Genomic DNA, 14,951 nt, shown 5'->3' on the forward strand with positions numbered 1-14,951 from the left:
ACTCTAAAATGCAAAATAATAATCATTTAAAGCATAACCGACGTTATATTACAGGATTAGACGGAATTCGTGCGATAGCTGTATTTGCTGTCATTATATTTCATTTATTACCCTTTAGCATTAAGGGTGGATATCTAGGGGTTTCAATCTTCTTTACGGTTTCTGGTTATCTAATTACCGATCTATTAATGCAGGAATGGGAGCAAAATGGTCAAATTAATCTATTTAATTTTTATTACAGAAGGTTAAGGCGACTATATCCAGCGCTATTTACAATGGTAATTGGAACTGGAGCTTACATTACTCTCTTTCAAAGAACGTTATTAAAGGACTTGGGAGTGACGATTTGGACCAATTTATTGTATCTATATAATTGGTGGGAAATTGGTCATGGACAGAGCTACTTTGATCGTTTTCAAGGTGAATCACCTTTTACACACCTGTGGTCTTTATCGATTGAGGCACAGTATTATTTAGTATGGCCAATTGCATTGGTAATTTTATTAATGTTGATTAGATCAAGAACAAAGATTGCCTTATTACTATTTTCGTTTTCATTCGGATCGGCAGTTTGGATGACCTACGTTTACCATAGCGTTAATAATATTAATCGGGTCTATTACGGGACTGACACTAGAATGTTTTCAATCTTATTCGGGGTTTCTTTGGCCATTATTTGGCCTTCTGCAAAGCTATCTAAGCAGCTCTCGCCGTTTTTAAAATTTTTACTGAACTTAATTGGTATTGGATCATTAATTGGTATCGTTTGGCTGTTGTTTACATTATCAGGGCAAAGTAGCGCTACTTATAATTGGGGGATGCTAGTCATTTCTATTCTAACGATGTTATTAGTTGCTACTTGTGTTCACCCGAGTGGAAATATCAATCAATTGCTAACTAACCGACTTTTTAGCTGGATTGGGACTAGAAGTTATGGAATTTATTTATATCAATTTCCAGTAATGATTTTTTATGAATCTCGCGTAATGAGTATTGGAGCGCATCCCGTTTTAAACGCTTTGATAGAGATCATAATCATATTTATTATCAGTGAGTTATCATATCGATTTATAGAAAGACCAATTCGGCATTTTGATTTTAAAATGTTGAAATCACACTTAGTTGAATTATTTAAAATTAAATCACGATTTGGATTTAAGCGTTTTATTGCATTTCCAGTATTGATATTAATGTTTATTTGTGGATATGGAGCATTTCACCCCAATTATAGTCAGGCGGATTCTGATAATTTAAAAAGGGATATTGTTGCTAATCAAAAAGCGTTTCAAAAGAAAAATCAAAAAATCATTAAGCAACAGGAAAAGAAAAAGGCATCAATGGCCTCAGAAACGATTAAAGTGGTTAAACTCAGCACTGCTGATAAAAACTTGGCAAAACAATTTAGCCTTACGCCTGAGCAGTTATTAAAGGCAAAACAATTTCCGATTACTGCAGTTGGTGATTCGATTATGGCTGATACTGCTAGTGATTTACAAAAGGTGTTCCCCAATGCTTATATTTCAGCTCAAGTGGGGCGTCAAATTTGGCAAACTCCAGATGTAATCAACCAATTGAAGAATAGTAATGCATTGTCACCCAATGTGTTGTTAAACCTGGGTACGAATAGTCCGATGACTCCTGCTCAACTGGATCAAGTTATTAATGACATTGGTCCCAATCATCAAATCTATTGGATTAACGTGCATGTTCCTACTCGTTATTGGGAAGGACAGGTTAATGATGTAATCGCGAAAGCGGCCACAAAATATAATAATTTCCATGTTATTGATTGGCATCAAGCAAGTGAAAATCAAAATCAATGGTTCTGGGATGATCATGTTCATCCTAATCCAGACGGAAATGTTAAATACGTTAGTTTAATCGCGAAAACAATTCTTAAATAAAAATGCTTAGGAGATTCCTAAGCATTTTTTGCCTTGATTATGAGATTCAACTCATAATGATATGCTACAATGTTAATATTGTAATTTTTAACAGATAAGAGGAAATAATATGCAAATTGAATTTTTGGGCACAGGTTCAGGTGTCCCTGGTAAGTTTCGCAATGTCTCTTGTACAGCATTACGTTTACTTGATGAATGTAATTCGGTATGGCTTTTCGATGTTGGGGAAGGAACTCAGCAACAAATTTTACGCTCTAATTTGAAGCCTAGAAAAATTAATAAGATATTTATTACACACCTCCATGGTGATCATATCTTTGGACTGCCTGGCCTACTTAGCAGTCGTTCTTTTCAAGGTGGAGATACGCCATTAACCATTTATGGTCCGAGGGGCATTAAAGAGTTTGTGCAAGTTAGCTTAAGGGTTTCCAAAACTAAATTGTCTTATAAGATTATTTATCAAGAACTTACAACGCCTGGTAAAATATTTGAAGATGATAAATTTACTGTTTACATGAATACATTGGATCATCAAATTGAATCCTTTGGATATCGCATTGAAGAACATGATCATCCTGGTGAGCTATTAGTTGATAAGTTAAAGGCTGCTAATATTCCTTCAGGCCCAATTTATGGTAATATTAAAGCGGGAAAAGATGTCAAATTGGATGACGGCAGAATCATTCATGGCAAGGACTACATTGGCAAAGCGCAAAAGGGACGGATTGTAACTATTTTAGGGGATACTAGAAAAAATCAAAATTCGTTACCATTAGCTAAAAATGCAGATGTCCTAGTTCATGAAAGCACTTTCTCTAAGGATGAAGCTGGATTAGCCCGTAATTATTACCATTCAACTAATGTTCAAGCTGCTATTTTAGCGAAGAATGCAAATGTACAAAAATTGTTACTGACCCATATTTCTTCACGCTATACGGGTAAAATGGCTAACATTTTGCAAAAACAGGCTAGAGCAATCTTTAAAAATACGGATGTTGTTAAAGATTTTGATGTTGTTGATGTTCCATTTGATAAAAACCAAACTATTTAAGGAAGATGATTATAATGAAAAAACAAGTGAAAATGATTTCAATAATCGTTCTAGCTTTAATAATTGTGATATTTGCTCTTTTAAACGTTCAATCGGTTGCAATCAACTTCGGTTTTGGAACACTAAAATTGCCTATGATCGTGATGTTAATCCTTTGGATTTTAATTGGAGCACTAGTTAGCTTCTTACTTACAACGACCTCTTCTGTTACCAAAAGTCGTGATATTAAAAAATTGAATCAAGAAAATGATGCAAAAGTTAATCAATTGAACAAACAATTAACTGAATTAAAAGCCAAATTGAAAAATGAGAATAAGCAAGAAAATTTAAATCGTAATAAGCCCGAATAATTAATAATGAGGTATTAAATGATTAATTCAAAATATAATTGGAAAGTTGCTAAATTTGATGCTACTAATATCGGTGATGTTGATAAAATTGCCAAGGAATTAAAATTAAGCCCCATCGTTGCTAAAATTCTTTTTGAACGGGGTTATAAGAACGTTGATGATGTTAAGCATTTTTTAAATCCAAGTGCTGAGGAACTTGGCGATCCATTTTTATTCCATGATATGGAAAAAGCGGTCGAACGGATTACTAAGGCCATTGAAGATGGTGAAAAAATTACCATCTATGGAGATTATGATGCTGATGGATTAACTAGTACCGCAATTATGTATGAAACATTATCTGAAATTGGAGCGGATGTTAACTACTATGTTCCCAATCGATTTAGCGATGGATATGGTCCTAATTTAGATGCATTCACTAAAATTATTGATGATGGGACCAAATTGATCATTACGGTTGATAATGGTGTAACTGGATTTGAACCCGTTGATTTTGCTAACCAACATGGCTGTGACGTTATTATTACAGATCATCATGAAATTCCGAAGCAAGGGGTTCCTGATGCCTATGCAGTTGTTCATGCTAGATATCCTGGTGCGCAGTACCCATTTGGTTATTTTTCTGGGGCAGGGGTTGCATTTAAGGTAGCTTCGGCTTTATTAGATGAAATTCCACAAGAGTTTTTAGATTTAGTAACCATTGGAACAATTGCCGATTTAGTTTCCTTAACCGGTGAAAATCGCGTTCTAACTAAGTTTGGCGTTAAAGCAATTCAAGATACACAACGCCCAGGACTGCTAAAAATACTTGAAAACGCAAAATTACTTGATAAACCGATTAATGAACATAGTATTGGATTTGGAATTGCTCCGCGACTAAATGCATTGGGCAGAATGGATGATGCTAACGTTGGGGTGGAATTATTGACAACGTTAGATGATGATGTAGCCAATAAGCTAGCCGAACAAACAGAGCATCTGAACATTGAACGTCGTAAATTGGTGACTGACATTTTTAAAGCTGCTTGCGATCAACTTGATCAATCCGACAATCAGGATCGTAATACAATTGTTGTTGCCGGAGATGGTTGGCATGAGGGTGTTGTTGGAATCGTAGCCAGCAAATTAGTTGATAAGTATCATAAACCAACCTTGGTTCTAGGAATTGATTCTAAAACTGGGATTGCCAAGGGATCTGGAAGAAGCATTGAGGACTTTAATTTATTCGCGGCACTTGAGCCAGCAAAGGATTTGATGCTTAAATTTGGTGGGCATGATATGGCAGTGGGGCTATCTATAAAAAAAGATAATTTGTCCGAGCTTGCTGATGAATTTGAAAAAAACTTCAAACTGTCAGGGAATGAAAAAAATGAGAAACCAGTTTTGAAAGTCGATGCTAAAATTAGTGTTGACCAAGTGGATGATTTGCTTTATGAATCATTAAGTCAGCTTGCTCCATATGGAACCGATAATCCTCAACCCTTATTTGAAATTAGACCTAAACTGGTTAATAATTTGCAAACGATGGGAAACCAGAACGCTCATCTTAGGTTTTCAGCTAACGGGAATCAAAATCGGATCAAGGCAGTTGCATTTGGAATGGGCAGTAAAATGAACTCGATTCAATCTAACTCTAGTTCGATTGATGTCGTTGCAACTATCGAAATGAATACCTGGAACAACGTTAGTTCATTGCGATTAATGGTCAAGGATTTAAAGTCTAGCGGAGTCGAAATTATCGATCAACGTTCTAGAAACTTAAATCCAAAAATGTTAAAACTAAACGGAACCTATGTTTTGTTTAATAAGCGGTTTGTGAAGGAACTGGAACCATACATTAATGAAAAAAGTAATATCATTTGGTATAATGACTTGTCTAAAGAAAAGCTTGCTGATTTGATTATAATTGTTGATTTTCCTGATACGATTGATGAATTAAAACATGTTATTAAATACTTTGATAACAATCAAGTGGTATTATACTTATTTAAACAACATTTTGTTTATGAAAGTGGATTCCCAACTCGTGAATATTTTGGGGCATTATTTAAAATGTTAAGTGGTAGTCCTGCTTTTAATATTAACCAATCTTTAAATCAGATTGCTGCTCAACTGGGAATTGATCGAAACCTAGTTATTTTTATGATTAAAGTGTTCCAAGAACTTCAGTTTGTTTCCATTAACAATGGAATCTTATCAATGAATTCGAATTTACAAAAACAGGATTTAAAATCTACTGAAGCTTATCGTAATCGTGAGTTACAATTAGCACTAGAAAAACAATTATTATTACCTAATTCTGCAAACTTAATTGCAATGTTTAATGATTTAATGGGTTAGTAGTAGCAAGGAGGAGATTTTTGCATGGCGTTAAATTTAAATGACTATATCGCGTCTTATAACGATTTTCCAGAAAAGGGCATTGTATTTCGGGATATTTCACCACTGTTAGAAGATGGTCAGGCCTACAAGCAAGCCACCGATGAAATCGTTCAATATGCTCGCGATAAGAAGGTAGATATGGTTGTTGGACCTGAGGCGCGGGGCTTTATTGTTGGTTGTCCTGTTGCATATGATTTGGGAATTGGGTTTGCACCAGCTAGAAAGAAGGGCAAACTACCCGGTAAGACAGTTAAAGCTTCGTATGGCCTTGAATATGGTGAATCGTCACTATATCTTCATGAAGGGGCTATTAAGAAGGGTCAACGAGTCTTAGTCACTGATGATTTATTGGCAACTGGTGGCACCATTAGCGCAACGATTGAATTAGTTGAAGATCTAGGTGGAATTGTTGTTGGAACTGCCTTTTTAATTGAATTAGCTGATTTGCACGGTCGTGATAAAATCAAGGGCTATGACATGTTGAGTCTTATGAAGTATTAAAATTAAAGCAATAATGGTATTTACAATTTTTTTCGAAATTGATATAATATCATTATGCGCTTTTGGAGAGTTGGCAGAGCGGTAATGCATCGGACTCGAAATCCGACGAACCGATTAATCTCGGCGGGCAGGTTCGACTCCTGTACTCTCCTTATCAAAAAACATGTCTATTACAGGCATGTTTTTTTATTTGAAAAATATTAGTTTAGAAATATGGAATGAGGTTTTAAAGTGAAAGTCGGAATTGATGCGATTAATTTTTACACCCCTGGGATGTATTTATCGATGAGCAAACTAGCATTAGCACGCAAAGAAGATCCTAATAAGTACCTAATTGGAATTGGACAACAGGAACAATCCGTGATTCCCAATACTCAAGACGTGGTTACGATGGCTGCGAACGCAGCTTTTGATATTATTAATGACGATGTTCGTTCTCAAATCGATTTAATTATTTTTGGGACTGAAACGGGGGTTGATAACTCTAAGTCAGCAGCAATCTACCTTCAAAATTTACTGAAATTAAACCCCAATGCGCGCGCTTTTGAGATTAAACAAGCTTGTTATGGAGCTACCGCTGGTCTTCAGATGGCACGTGATTATGTCGAATTGCATCCAGATAAAAAAGCATTAGTAATTGGTGCTGATATTGCTAGGTATGGATTAAATACCCCAGGAGAAGTTACCCAAGGTGGTGGAGCAGTTGCAATGATTATTGCAGCTAATCCACAAATTATTTCTTTTGATGGAGTAAGTACATTTTATTCCCAGGATATTATGGACTTTTGGCGGCCCCTTTACACTACCGAGGCGATCGTAGATGGTCATTATTCCAATGATGTTTATGTTGATTTTTTTAAGGAAACATGGCGACAGTATAAAAACAAGACTGGGCTTAAAATTGATGATTTAACAGCGATGATTTTTCATTTGCCATATCCTAAAATGGGAATTAAGGGGCTTCGGGCAGTATTACCAGAAGCTACTAGCGCAAAGCAGGTCGCATTAAAATCAGCATTTGATTTTGGAAGCATGTATAATAAGCGTGTAGGGAATCTTTATACCGGCTCATTATACTTAAGTTTGTTATCTTTAATTGATAACGATAGTGATTTACAATCTGGTGATTTAATTGGATTGTTTAGCTATGGTTCGGGTGCTCAAGGTGAATTCTTTACTGGAAGATTAGAAGACGGTTTTTTTGATGCTAATCGGAAAGCTAAGATGGACCGTCTTATTGATGGTCGCAGTGAACTATCAGTTCCTGAATATGAAGCTATTTTTGAATCCTGGCCAAAAATTAAGGCAGGAAACTTAAAATTAAATGGTAATGAAGATAGTGCTAAGTATGTATTTTTAGGGGTTAAGGATGACCAAAGACAGTATCAAATTAGAAGGTAGGTAGTTAGAAATGAAAAAAGTATATTTAGCTGGACCATTTTTTGATGATGAACAAATTGCTAGAATTGAACGGGTTGAAGAGGCGCTTACGAATAATCCAACCATTAGCAATTTTTTTAGTCCCCGCACAGCCAACTTTCCAGATGAAAAGGTGGGGAGTCTAAGTTGGGCGAAAAAAGTGTACCAAAAAGATATTGATGAATTGGAAGCTAGTGATGTTATCGTAGCAGTTTTAGATTTTAAAGATGGCTTCGTTGATAGCGGAACTGCATTTGAAATCGGTTATGCCACTAATATTGGTAAGGATATTATCGTTTTGCATGAAGGAAATGGAATTGTTAACTTGATGATTTCTAATAGTGTAATTGCATATGTCAAAAGTGCTGATGACATTTTACAATATGATTTTGACAAATTAAAAACGATCCCATATGAGGGACCGCTTACTTAGTTAATATTAGCACGATACAGACCAATTACCCTTCCAAGAATTGTAACTTGATCTAAAATAATTGGGCGCATGGTTTCGTTTTCTGGTTGGAGTCGATAATGACCTTTTTCCTTATAGAAGCGTTTGCAAGTAGCCTCATTATCTTCGGTCATTGCAATTACGATTTCACCATTTTCAGCAGTTGATTGTTTTTTAACAATGACTTGATCATGATTTAAAATCCCCGCGTTAATCATGCTAGTACCTTTGATCGTTAGCATGAATAAAGAATCTGAGATTGATTCAAATTCAGGTGGAATTGGGAAATATTCGGTTGCATTTTCAAATGCTAAAATTGGTTCACCAGCAGCAACTTGTCCTAATAAGGGCATTTCATTTGTTCGAACGTTAACATTTAGTTCCCGAAGCCCCAGATCGGTAATTTCCAATGCTCTGGTTTTGGTGGGATTCTTTTTTAGGAATCCCTTTTTTTGTAATCTAGTGATATGACCATATACTGTTGATGTGGAAGAAAGATTGACTCCTTCACAGATTTCACGAACAGTAGGAGGATACCCTTGGTTTCGAATTGATTTCCAAATAAACCTTAGAATTGTAATTTGTTTTGATTCTATTTTTGCGATTACCCATCACCTCCTAATTTAGCTAATTATAACGATATATTAGCATAAAAAATATCGAGTGTAAAACAAATGTTCGGTTGCTTTTGTTTGAATATCGTGTTAAAAACGAGTAACCTATAATAAATGATTTACGGGAGGAATATAAAATGGCTGAAGATAAAGAATTAATGAAAATTATTCCCAGAATTAATGAATTAGCTCACAAAGCGAAAGCAAAGGGTTTAACCGAGTTAGAAAAGGTTGAACAGGGAAAATTAAGAAAACAATATTTAAAACGATTCAAGGAAAACTTTAGATCACAAGTTGAAATGATGAAAGTTTATAATAAAGAGGGCAAAGAAGTAACGCCTAAAAAAGTGCGTGATATTCAAAGAGGCAAGGGACTTCGTGACGATTAATGATTAACCTCTTTTAAAATGATTATTAATTGTGTAAAATTAATATGATTAGATTTTTATCGGGAGGTGTAATTAATGGGAACTGGAATTTGGATATTAATTGTAATTATTGCCTTAATAGCAGGAGTTGCAATTGGCTTCTTTGGTGCTCGTAAGTATATGGAATCTTATTTAAAAAGTAATCCACCAATTAGTGAAGATCAATTAAGTGCCATGATGCAACAAATGGGTCAAAAACCTTCACAAAAGAAGTTACGACAAATGATGAACACGATGAAAAACCGTGGATAAAAATAAGCAATAACAGTCGAATAGCTGTTATTGCTTATTTTTTTATTTCTTGGAAATATCAACATACTTAAAGTTTGGATCGATTTTACGATCAAGTTGATCAAAACTGGCTTGCATTTGGTTTTCAAACTGGGTTTGTTGTTCATCATTGATCTTTACTTTGCGATCAATTTTAATTGGATCACCGAACGCAATCGTAATCGGTTTACGAGTAAATAAACGTTTGAAAGATAGCGGCCCTTGGTAGACAACTGGGACCAGGGGAACGCTCGCAAGCTTAGCAATTAAAACTGCCCCCGCCTTTAAATCTTCAGAATGACGACTACCGGATGGAAAAATAACGATCGATAAATCAGTATTCTTTAATATTTTAACAGGTTTCTTGATTACTGATGGCCCTGGATTTTCTCGATCAACTGGGACCGCGTTTACTTTATTTAAAATATATCCTAAAATGAAATTATTGAATAATTCTTTCTTAGCTAAAAATGTAAACTTTTTGGGACTAGCTGCTAATGCAAAAATAATCATATCGAACCAAGCTCTGTGGGGGCCGACAAGAATGTAGTTGCCGTCAGGGAGTTTGTCTTTATCGATGATGTTGATGTTTCCATTAACTATTTTAATAATGATTTTGGTTATGAACCTTAAAAATGAATACATGAAGCGTGAACCTCCTAAAACGTTTATCATTTCAATATTATTCTATAATGATATTTAATTGCAAGAAAATTTTAAAGCGGAGTTGAAAAAATTGGAAGTTGAACTAAAAGCTGATGAACGAATTGATTATTTGGACAGTCAGAATATAAAAATAATTCAAAACCCGAATGTATTTGCATTTTCTCTTGATGCAATTTTACTTGCAAATTTTGCAATGATCCCAAAGTCGATTAACACTAAGGTTGTTGATCTGTGCGCTGGAAATGGTGCGGTCGGTCTATTTGCTGCACATAAAACCCGTGGCCAGTTTGTAGAAGTGGAGATTCAGCCTAAGTTAGCTGATATGGCTAAAAGAAGTGTGACCTTAAATAACTTGGACGCTCGTTTCACAGTTTATAATGCGGATTTAAAAGCAATCGATCAGCAAATTGCCAAAGATTCAACTGATGTGGTCTTATGCAACCCACCTTACTTTGCTGATCTTGATACTAGTCATAAAAATCCGAATCAATACTTAGCGATTGCCAGACACGAAATCAAAACGGATTTAAATACGATTTTAAAAGTGACCAGTGGGCTCTTGAAGACCAATGGGCGTTGTTATTTTGTTCATCGTCCAGACCGTATGGTAGAACTAATGGATAAGATGCAGGCAAATCGCATCGTCCCTAAGGAAATCCAATTCGTTTATCCTCGGGTCGGACGTGATTCGAATATGATTTTAGTTTCTGGCATTAAGAATGGTAAACCAGGCGGACTCAAGGTTAAACCGCCAATCATAGTTTATGATGGTACTTCTAATAATTACACTAAAATGATAAACCAGGTGTTATATGGAGAATAGTCCCGAACGATTTTATATGTATGTTTTAAGGTGTGGGGATGGCTCTTTTTATGGTGGCTATACGACCAACTTAAAACATCGATTGGCTCAACATCAAAGTGGCAAGGGAGCTAAATATACCAAGTCACATCAGCCAGTTGAATTGATCTACCATGAATCGTTTCCGACCAAAAGTGAAGCATTAAAAGCAGAGTATGCCTTTAAGCATCAAAGTCGAAAGGCCAAGGAACAATATTTAAAAAAACACAACGTTAGAATGATTTAATATAATGGCGATTGATTGAATGGTATAATAATTAAGATAACAAACTTAGGAGGTTTCTTTGATAATGAAGATTATTGTTTATGGAGTACGTGACGATGAAAAACCGTTTATTAGTGAATGGGAATCCAATCATTCAGACGTTGATGTCCAAATTGAAAGTGGAAATTTGGATGCTGAATCTGTGAAGAAGGCTCAAGGTTTTAATGGTGTGGTTGCATTCCAACAAGCGCCTTATACTGCTGAAGTATTAGATCAATTAGGTTCGTTTGGCATCAAGGCATTATCGCTTCGCAACGTGGGGGTCGATAACGTTGACTTTGAAGCTGCTAACCGCAATCAAATTAAGGTAACCAATGTCCCTGCTTATTCTCCACAAGCAATTGCTGAGTTTACAGTTACGCAGTTAATGCAATTGTTAAGGAACACGAAGGTATTTAATAATAAAATTGCCCGCGGGAATTTAAAATGGGCTCCAAATATTGCAACTGAATTAAACCAATTAACCGTTGGAGTCTTTGCAACTGGTCGAATTGGTCGTGCTGCTATTCAAATCTATAAGGGATTTGGTGCGAAAGTAATTGCTTATGACATCTTCAAAAACCCAGAATTAGATAAAGAGGGAATCTATGTTGACACACCAGAGGAACTCTATCGTCAATCAGACGTTATTTCATTGCATGCACCAGCTGTCAAGGAAAATGAACACATGTTAAATGATAAAACGTTTGCGCAAATGAAGGATGGCGTTATTATTTTAAATCCTGCGCGGGGGACATTGATCGATACTGATGCTTTGATCAGAGCACTTGATAGTGGCAAGGTCGGTGGCGCTGCGTTGGATGTTTATGAAAATGAAGTGGGTGTATTTAACGCTGATTTTGGAAGCTTCGATGCGATTCCAGACGAACGGGTTAAGGAACTTTTAAAACGGGATAATGTTTTAGTTACCCCCCACATTGCTTTTTACACGAAGACGGCTGTTAACAGCATGGTCAACACATCGCTTGATGCGAACTTAGCTTTAATTACCACTGGAAATTCAGACAAAGTCGTAAAAAAATAAAATAGGTGATTGCATTCTATAATTATATTTTGTATAATTATATAGTTAATATTTCACACTTAATGTGATGACTTTGCCAGTGCTCATTTTAAATGGGTTGTAAAGTTAGTTGATCATTGGGGAGGAAAAAACTTATTTATTTATGGAGGAAATATCATGGCTGTTATTTCAATGAAACAATTATTAGAAGCCGGTGTTCATTTTGGACACCAAACTCGTCGCTGGAACCCTAAGATGAAAGAATACATCTTTACTGAAAGAAATGGAATTTACATTATTGACTTACAAAAAACTGTTAAGTTAGTAGATTCTGCTTACAATTTCATGAAGGATGAAGCTGCTAAGGGTGCTACTGTACTTTTTGTTGGTACTAAGAAGCAAGCTCAAAATTCAATCGAAGAAGAAGCTACTCGTGCTGGCCAATACTTCGTTAACCACCGTTGGTTAGGTGGAACTTTAACTAACTGGGATACGATCCAAAAGCGGATTGCTTACCTTAAGAAGTTAAAGAAGATGTCTACTGATGGTACTTTTGACTTACTTCCTAAGAAGGAAGTTTCACTTCTTAACAAGAAGATGGCTAAGTTAGAATACTTTTTAGGCGGAATCGAAGATATGCCTAAGATTCCTGATGTTTTATTTGTTGTTGATCCTCGTAAGGAAGCAATTGCTGTTCACGAAGCTCACATCTTAAACATCCCAATCGTTGCAATGGTTGATACTAACTCAGATCCAGACGTTGTTGACGTTGTAATCCCTTCAAATGATGATGCTATTCGTGCCGTTCGTTTGATTACTTCTAAGATGGCTGATGCTATCATTGAAGGTAACCAAGGTGAAGAAGGCGTTAGCGAAAATGATTTTGAAGCTACTTCCGCTGACAATGCTGAAGAATCAAAAGAAGATAATGAATAATTAATAAGCACTTGGGCTGACTCAATTTTGGACCGCTAAGGCCTAGGTTTGGGTCAGCTTTTATTATGAACTAAAAGGAGAAATAAATATGGCTGCTAAGATTACTGCTGCTCAAGTTAAACAATTACGTGAAAAGACTAGTGTTGGAATGATGGATGCTAAGAAGGCATTAGTTGCTTCAGATGGTGATGAAAAGAAGGCCCTTGATTACTTACGTGAAAAGGGAATTGCTAAGGCTGAAAAGAAGAGTGGCAATGTTGCTGCTAACGGTTTAGCACAAATCGCTGTTGATGGTGATACTGCTGCTATCGTTGAAGTTAATGCTGAAACTGACTTCGTTGCAACTAATGATGATTTCAAGAAATTAGTTGATTTAATTGCAAACACGATTGCTGCTAACAAGCCAGCTAATATGGATGATGCATTAGCATTATCTACTCCAGATGGTAGTATCAAAGAAAGCATTATTCATACTACTCAAATTACTGGTGAAAAAGTTTCTCTTCGTCGTTTCCAAGTATTTGAAAAAGATGCTAACGGACACTTTGGTGCTTACCTTCACAATGGTGGCTTAATTGCTGCTTTAGTTTTACTTGAAGGTAGTGATGATGCTACTGCTAAGCAAGTTGCAATGCACGTTGCTGCTGCTAACCCAGAATTTATGAGTAGAAACGATGTTCCTAAGGATCGTTTGGATCACGAACGTGAAGTCCTTAAGAAGGAAGCCTTAAATGAAGGCAAGCCAGAAAACATTGTTGAAAAAATGGTTGAAGGTCGTTTGAACAAGTTCCTTGCTGGAATTAGTTTAGCTGACCAAGAATTTATCATGGATAGTGATCAAACTGTTGGTAAATTTGTTGAAAGCAAGGGTGCTCAATTAAAGGGCTTTGCTAGATACGAAGTTGGTGAAGGAATCGAAGTTGAAGAAACTAACTTTGCTGACGAAGTAAATGGTCAAATCAAATAATTAGATTATTTAATAAAAATTGCGCTCTTTTGAGCGCTTTTTTTGTGAAAAATGTTATATTCAGTTTAAGAACCACTTTTGATAGGTGATATACGCTATCACAATTTTAAATATTATGATAGAATTATCATGATATAAAAGTTTGGGGAGGAAAAATAATGGCAGACCTAAAATATAAGCGAATAATCTTAAAGCTTAGTGGTGAGGCCCTTGCAGGTGAACAGGGCTTTGGCATCAATTTACCAGTAATGCGGTCAATGGCTAAGGAAATTAAACAAATTTATGATTTGGGAATTCAAATCGCGATTGTTGTCGGTGGCGGTAATATGTGGCGTGGAGAAGCTGGATCAAAAATGGGTATGGAAAGAGCACAGGCTGATTATATCGGGATGCTTGCTACCATTATGAATGGACTATCTTTACAAGATAACCTAGAAGCAGTTGGAGTGCCTACACGCGTCCAAACTGCAATTGAAATGAGACAAATTGCTGAACCGTACATTAGAAGAAAAGCAGTTCGTCACTTAGAAAAAAATCGCGTCGTTATCTTTGCTGGAGGAACTGGAAATCCATACTTCTCAACTGACACAACTTCTGTTTTACGAGCTGCAGAAATTCATGCAGATGCTATCTTAATGGCTAAAAACGGTGTTGATGGAATTTATTCTGACGATCCAAATATTAATCCAGATGCAGTTAAGTATGATACACTTACCTATATGGACATCATCAACGAGGGGCTTAGCGTAATGGATACTACCGCAAGCTCGTTGGCGATGGATAATCAAATTCCATTGGTTGTATTTAATCTAAATAAGCCAGGGAATATTAAAAAAGTTGTACTAGGTCAACAAATTGGTACAACGGTAAAGGAGAATTAAT

At 35.9% G+C, this 14,951-nt stretch carries 17 protein-coding genes and 1 tRNA gene; 16 read left to right on the forward strand and 2 right to left on the reverse strand.

Annotated features, from left to right (window positions below):
• The first annotated feature begins 8 nt into the window (after positions 1-8).
• The 8 genes from ACSYTE_RS03845 (at position 9) to ACSYTE_RS03880 (ending at position 8,040) form a co-directional block, all read left to right on the forward strand.
• Positions 9-1,904, forward strand: a complete 1,896-nt coding sequence (locus ACSYTE_RS03845; RefSeq protein WP_491716150.1) for an acyltransferase family protein — start codon at positions 9-11, stop codon at positions 1,902-1,904.
• 109 nt (positions 1,905-2,013) lie between these two features.
• Entirely contained in the window at positions 2,014-2,955 is a 942-nt protein-coding gene (gene rnz / locus ACSYTE_RS03850; RefSeq protein WP_491716151.1) for a ribonuclease Z, read from the forward strand.
• Positions 2,956-2,969: 14 nt separating this feature from the next.
• Positions 2,970-3,305 carry a LapA family protein gene (locus ACSYTE_RS03855; RefSeq protein WP_491716152.1) on the forward strand — a complete coding sequence of 112 codons (336 nt, stop codon included), beginning with the start codon at positions 2,970-2,972 and terminating at the stop codon, positions 3,303-3,305.
• Positions 3,306-3,323: 18 nt separating this feature from the next.
• On the forward strand, positions 3,324-5,645 hold the full coding sequence (gene recJ / locus ACSYTE_RS03860; RefSeq protein ID WP_491716153.1) for a single-stranded-DNA-specific exonuclease RecJ: 2,322 nt from the start codon (positions 3,324-3,326) through the stop codon (positions 5,643-5,645).
• 24 nt (positions 5,646-5,669) lie between these two features.
• Positions 5,670-6,188, forward strand: coding sequence for an adenine phosphoribosyltransferase (locus ACSYTE_RS03865; RefSeq protein WP_491716154.1), 519 nt, complete (start codon positions 5,670-5,672; stop codon positions 6,186-6,188).
• A gap of 64 nt (positions 6,189-6,252) precedes the next feature.
• A tRNA-Ser gene (locus ACSYTE_RS03870) sits at positions 6,253-6,340 on the forward strand.
• A gap of 79 nt (positions 6,341-6,419) precedes the next feature.
• Positions 6,420-7,589 (forward strand): hydroxymethylglutaryl-CoA synthase, encoded by a 1,170-nt coding sequence (locus ACSYTE_RS03875; protein ID WP_491716155.1) that lies wholly within the window; start codon positions 6,420-6,422, stop codon positions 7,587-7,589.
• A 10-nt stretch (positions 7,590-7,599) separates the two neighbouring features.
• Positions 7,600-8,040: a nucleoside 2-deoxyribosyltransferase gene (locus ACSYTE_RS03880; RefSeq protein ID WP_491716156.1), complete on the forward strand. Its 441-nt coding sequence runs from the start codon at positions 7,600-7,602 to the stop codon at positions 8,038-8,040.
• Here the strand turns inward: ACSYTE_RS03880 and lexA are convergent.
• Entirely contained in the window at positions 8,037-8,663 is a 627-nt protein-coding gene (lexA, locus tag ACSYTE_RS03885; protein ID WP_491717291.1) for a transcriptional repressor LexA, read from the reverse strand. The genes ACSYTE_RS03880 and lexA overlap by 4 nt on opposite strands.
• A 146-nt stretch (positions 8,664-8,809) precedes the next feature.
• Here lexA and ACSYTE_RS03890 point away from each other — a divergent pair, with 146 nt between their 5' ends.
• Both ACSYTE_RS03890 and ACSYTE_RS03895 read left to right on the forward strand, forming a co-directional pair.
• On the forward strand, positions 8,810-9,061 hold the full coding sequence (locus ACSYTE_RS03890; RefSeq protein ID WP_491716157.1) for a DUF896 domain-containing protein: 252 nt from the start codon (positions 8,810-8,812) through the stop codon (positions 9,059-9,061).
• Positions 9,062-9,136: 75 nt separating this feature from the next.
• Complete coding sequence (locus ACSYTE_RS03895) at positions 9,137-9,352, forward strand: YneF family protein (RefSeq protein WP_491716158.1); 216 nt, start codon at positions 9,137-9,139, stop codon at positions 9,350-9,352.
• 42 nt (positions 9,353-9,394) lie between these two features.
• Here the strand turns inward: ACSYTE_RS03895 and ACSYTE_RS03900 are convergent, their stop codons facing one another.
• Entirely contained in the window at positions 9,395-10,015 is a 621-nt protein-coding gene (locus ACSYTE_RS03900) for a lysophospholipid acyltransferase family protein (RefSeq protein WP_491716159.1), read from the reverse strand.
• Between the two features lie 91 nt (positions 10,016-10,106).
• On the opposite strand from ACSYTE_RS03900, the gene ACSYTE_RS03905 reads away from it, so the two are divergent.
• The 6 genes from ACSYTE_RS03905 to pyrH all read left to right on the forward strand — a co-directional run bounded on the left by ACSYTE_RS03905 (position 10,107) and on the right by pyrH (position 14,950).
• A complete protein-coding gene (locus ACSYTE_RS03905) occupies positions 10,107-10,859 on the forward strand; it encodes a tRNA1(Val) (adenine(37)-N6)-methyltransferase (RefSeq protein WP_491716160.1) in 753 nt (250 codons plus the stop codon).
• On the forward strand, positions 10,849-11,124 hold the full coding sequence (locus ACSYTE_RS03910; RefSeq protein WP_491716161.1) for a GIY-YIG nuclease family protein: 276 nt from the start codon (positions 10,849-10,851) through the stop codon (positions 11,122-11,124). Before ACSYTE_RS03905 ends, ACSYTE_RS03910 begins: the two co-directional genes overlap by 11 nt.
• A gap of 64 nt (positions 11,125-11,188) precedes the next feature.
• On the forward strand, positions 11,189-12,187 hold the full coding sequence (locus ACSYTE_RS03915) for a D-2-hydroxyacid dehydrogenase (RefSeq protein WP_491716162.1): 999 nt from the start codon (positions 11,189-11,191) through the stop codon (positions 12,185-12,187).
• 156 nt (positions 12,188-12,343) lie between these two features.
• Entirely contained in the window at positions 12,344-13,102 is a 759-nt protein-coding gene (gene rpsB, locus ACSYTE_RS03920; RefSeq protein ID WP_491716163.1) for a 30S ribosomal protein S2, read from the forward strand.
• Between the two features lie 88 nt (positions 13,103-13,190).
• Positions 13,191-14,069 (forward strand): translation elongation factor Ts, encoded by an 879-nt coding sequence (tsf, locus tag ACSYTE_RS03925; RefSeq protein WP_491716164.1) that lies wholly within the window; start codon positions 13,191-13,193, stop codon positions 14,067-14,069.
• A gap of 158 nt (positions 14,070-14,227) precedes the next feature.
• Positions 14,228-14,950, forward strand: coding sequence for a UMP kinase (pyrH, locus tag ACSYTE_RS03930; protein WP_491716165.1), 723 nt, complete (start codon positions 14,228-14,230; stop codon positions 14,948-14,950).
• Position 14,951: the final 1 nt, after the last annotated feature.

It is taken from the genome of Nicoliella sp. ESL1120, assembly GCF_058508515.1.

Coding starts and splice junctions, on each gene's coding strand:
- ACSYTE_RS03845 (WP_491716150.1), top strand. CDS start 9: ATGCAAAATAATAATCATTTAAAGCATAACCGACGTTATATTACAGGA.
- rnz (WP_491716151.1), top strand. CDS start 2,014: ATGCAAATTGAATTTTTGGGCACAGGTTCAGGTGTCCCTGGTAAGTTT.
- ACSYTE_RS03855 (WP_491716152.1), top strand. CDS start 2,970: ATGAAAAAACAAGTGAAAATGATTTCAATAATCGTTCTAGCTTTAATA.
- recJ (WP_491716153.1), top strand. CDS start 3,324: ATGATTAATTCAAAATATAATTGGAAAGTTGCTAAATTTGATGCTACT.
- ACSYTE_RS03865 (WP_491716154.1), top strand. CDS start 5,670: ATGGCGTTAAATTTAAATGACTATATCGCGTCTTATAACGATTTTCCA.
- ACSYTE_RS03880 (WP_491716156.1), top strand. CDS start 7,600: ATGAAAAAAGTATATTTAGCTGGACCATTTTTTGATGATGAACAAATT.
- ACSYTE_RS03890 (WP_491716157.1), top strand. CDS start 8,810: ATGGCTGAAGATAAAGAATTAATGAAAATTATTCCCAGAATTAATGAA.
- ACSYTE_RS03895 (WP_491716158.1), top strand. CDS start 9,137: ATGGGAACTGGAATTTGGATATTAATTGTAATTATTGCCTTAATAGCA.
- ACSYTE_RS03900 (WP_491716159.1), bottom strand. CDS start 10,015: ATGTATTCATTTTTAAGGTTCATAACCAAAATCATTATTAAAATAGTT.
- ACSYTE_RS03910 (WP_491716161.1), top strand. CDS start 10,849: ATGGAGAATAGTCCCGAACGATTTTATATGTATGTTTTAAGGTGTGGG.
- ACSYTE_RS03915 (WP_491716162.1), top strand. CDS start 11,189: ATGAAGATTATTGTTTATGGAGTACGTGACGATGAAAAACCGTTTATT.
- rpsB (WP_491716163.1), top strand. CDS start 12,344: ATGGCTGTTATTTCAATGAAACAATTATTAGAAGCCGGTGTTCATTTT.
- tsf (WP_491716164.1), top strand. CDS start 13,191: ATGGCTGCTAAGATTACTGCTGCTCAAGTTAAACAATTACGTGAAAAG.
- pyrH (WP_491716165.1), top strand. CDS start 14,228: ATGGCAGACCTAAAATATAAGCGAATAATCTTAAAGCTTAGTGGTGAG.